Source organism: Peribacillus sp. NPDC056705 (assembly GCF_043656335.1).
Genome location: NZ_JBHTYI010000082.1, coordinates 1 through 2,707, shown reverse-complemented (window position 1 = coordinate 2,707; position 2,707 = coordinate 1). Strand labels below are relative to the sequence as shown.

At 48.9% G+C, this 2,707-nt stretch carries 1 protein-coding gene; it reads left to right on the top strand.

The annotated features are described in order from the left end of the window. Nucleotides 1-15: 15 nt before the first annotated feature. Nucleotides 16-2,707: amino acid adenylation domain-containing protein (locus tag ACFRAK_RS27425; protein ID WP_394572948.1), on the top strand; the 2,692-nt coding region annotated here is incomplete at its 3' end.

Below are 2,707 nucleotides of genomic sequence, written 5' to 3'. Positions count from 1 at the left end.
ATCCATAGTAACCGAATGGTCATTATTGAAGATATTAATCTGGTCACAGAGCAAGAGAAGCGGCAATTGCTGGAGGATTTCAACCGGACGGAGGCGGAATATGCCAGATACTTAACCCTACAAGCGCAGTTTGAACAGAAAGCGGCGGCGCATCCGGACAGAGCGGCTGTCGTATTTGAGGAGGAACAATTAACGTACCGAGAGCTGAATGAACGGGCCAATCAATTCGCTCGCGTGCTGCGGGAAAAAGGAGCGGGAAAAGGGCAGTTCGTTGCGATTATGGTAGACCGCTCAATCGAGATGGTTGTAAGTTTGCTTGCTGTTCTCAAGGCAGGCGCAGCTTACTTGCCGATTGATCCTGCCTACCCTGCAGATCGTATTCAGTACATGCTGGAGGACAGTGAGGCTGGTTATCTGATTACGCATCGCCAGCTTAAAGCACCTGATGGTTTCGTAGGACAGAGCATCCGAGCGGATGATGCTTCCATCTTTCAGGGCGATGCCAGCAATCTGGAACAGCTTACGACGGCGGATGATCTGGCTTACATGATCTATACTTCGGGCTCTACCGGTAAACCGAAAGGCGTAATGCTGGCTCACCGGGGCGTTAGCAACTTCTGTCTGGTGGCTGAAACTTACGGTATTGTGCCGGAAAGTCATGTTTTGCAGTTCTCTTCGTTCAGCTTCGATTCATCGGTAGGGGAGATCTTCCCCGTACTGTTAACAGGAGCTACCTTGTATATGGCGAGGAAAGAGCTGCTGTTATCAGGCTCGGAGTTCGTATCCTGGCTGCGGGAGCACAAAATCGCTTCTGTCGTATTTCCGCCATCGGTGCTTCGAGCACTTCCTTACGCAGATTTGCCGGACCTGACTACCGTGATCACAGCGGGAGAAGCCTGTTCTATTGATCTGGTCGAGAAATGGGGGAAGGGTCGGACTTTCCTGAATGCCTATGGCCCGACGGAGGCTACCGTAGGCAGCACAATAGGAGTGTGTACTCCCGAATCGGAACGGATAACGATCGGCAGACCAATTTCCAACAAGAAGATTTATATTGTGAACGAGGCGAATCAGCTGCAGCCGATCGGCGTGCCGGGAGAGCTGTGTATTGGAGGGGACGGGTTGGCGCAAGGTTACTGGAAGCGCCCCGATCTTACGGAGGAGAAATTCGTAGCGAACCCATTCCTACCGGGCGAGAAGATGTACCGAACGGGAGATTTGGCGCGCTGGCTGCCTGATGGAAATATTGATTATTTGGGAAGAATCGATGACCAGGTGAAGATACGAGGGCATCGGATTGAGCCAAATGAGGTAGCCCAGCAGCTGTTAAGTCATGAAGCGGTAAAAGAAATTGCCGTGATCGCCGTTACGGACGAGGAAGAGCGAACGGATTTATGCGCTTATTTGGTAGCCAATCGAGAGTGGAGCATTCAAGAATTGAGGCAGCACATGATGAGTGAGTTGCCTGAGTATATGGTTCCCTCCTACTTCATAGAGGTTGAGGAGATTCCGCTGACACCTAATGGAAAGATCGACAAGAAGGCGCTGCCGAAGCCTGACGGAGAAATATGGACAGGAGCAGAATATGTGGCTCCCGAGAATGAGATGCAGCACATGCTGGCGGGAATTTGGCAGGACGTTTTGAAAGTCAACCGTGTCGGGATTCATGACAACTTTATATTATCAGGCGGACATTCTTTGAAACTAGCTATGCTTAGAAGCAGAATATTTATGAAATTTCACGTTGAATTGTCCTTTGAAGAGCTGTTACAGCACCCGGTTCTCAAACAGCAGGCGGAATATATACAGCGTCTTGATAAGCAAGAATACAAACAATTGCAAGAGCTTGAAGCAAGGAGCTGGTATCCGGTTTCTTCTGCCCAAAGACGGATGTATGCTGTGCAGCAAATGCCGGGCATAGGTCATACTTATCACTTGCCGTCGCTCATTGAAATAGAAGGAGAAATAGATAACGGGAAGCTTGAACAGGCATTGCAGGAATTAGTCGGTGGTCATGAGTCGCTGCGGACTTCCTTTGACTTTATGGACGGAGAGCTGGTTCAGCGCATTGAGCGCAAAGCAAGTATTCACATTTCTTATTTTGAGGCTTCAGGAGTTGGCGAAGCAATTGAGCTGGCCGGTACGTTAGTGAAGCCTTTTGATTTAAGCAGGGCTCCGTTGTTTCATGCCGCGATGATCCGAATTAGTCCCTATCATCATTTTCTGTTCATGGACATGCACCATATTATATCTGACGGGGTTTCCACACAACTTCTGTATCATGAACTTGTCGAATTGTACCAGGGACACGGATTACCAGCGTTACCGGTTCAATATAAAGAGTATGCGAACTGGCTGCTCGAACTGCGGGAAACACCGAGGTGGAAACAGCAGGAGGAGTTTTGGGTTGAACAGTTATCGGGAGAACTGCCTGTAGTGGAGCTGCCGATGGATTATCCAAGACCTGCTAAGCAACAGTTTTACGGTAATAGAAAATCTTTCACTGTGGGATCTGACATGCTGGAAAGCGTACAACAAGCGGCCGAAGAACAGCAAGTGACATTATATACTTTGTTATTAACTGCCTACCATGTACTTCTGTCGAAATATGCAGGTCAGGAGGACGTTATTGTAGGTACTCCAATTGCCGGCCGTACCCACATTGATCTGGAACAAGTAGTCGGGATGTTCGTGAATACATTAGCTA